1 protein-coding gene is annotated in these 503 nt (G+C 58.1%); it reads left to right on the top strand.

The annotated features are described in order from the left end of the window. The coding region (locus tag QQJ79_RS15995) for a DUF3095 family protein (RefSeq protein WP_284223934.1) at positions 1–503 on the top strand (503 nt) is incomplete at both ends.

The raw sequence follows: 503 nt of genomic DNA, 5'->3' as shown, positions 1-503 counted from the left end.
CATTGATATCCCCTATGTTTTTGGCGGCGATGGCGGCACCCTCGCCATCCCGGCCGTCTTGCGGGCCGAGGCCGAGAAAGCCCTGATACAGGTCCGGGCGCTGGCGAGAAAGAGTTTCAGTCTGGACCTTCGTATCGGCATGATCCCGGTAACGGAAATTCGAAAAGCCGGTGTATCGGTCAAAGTCCTGAAATACGAGATAGGAGAGGGTCTTTTCCTTGGCATGTTTTCCGGCGGCGGCCTGATGGAGGCGGACCGCCTTCTCAAGCAGGACCATATAACGAACCCATACCGCATTCCGGACAACCGATCACCGGAAAGCCCGCCTGACCTTGAAGGGCTTTCCTGCAGGTGGGAACCCTTGCAGGCCCGAAATGGCCGCATGGTGAGCCTGCTGGTCAGCGCCCCCACCCATTCGCCCAAGGAAAAGGCGCGTATCTATGAGGATATCCTGACCATGCTTCGCGCGGCACTGGGGACAGAACCTGAAAAATACCGACCAA

The organism is Brevundimonas denitrificans (assembly GCF_030160755.1).
In the GTDB taxonomy this organism is placed as follows: Bacteria; Pseudomonadota; Alphaproteobacteria; order Caulobacterales; family Caulobacteraceae; genus Brevundimonas; species Brevundimonas denitrificans.
Note: the sequence above shows the minus strand (reverse complement) of the source record. Positions and strands in the feature narration are given on the sequence as shown.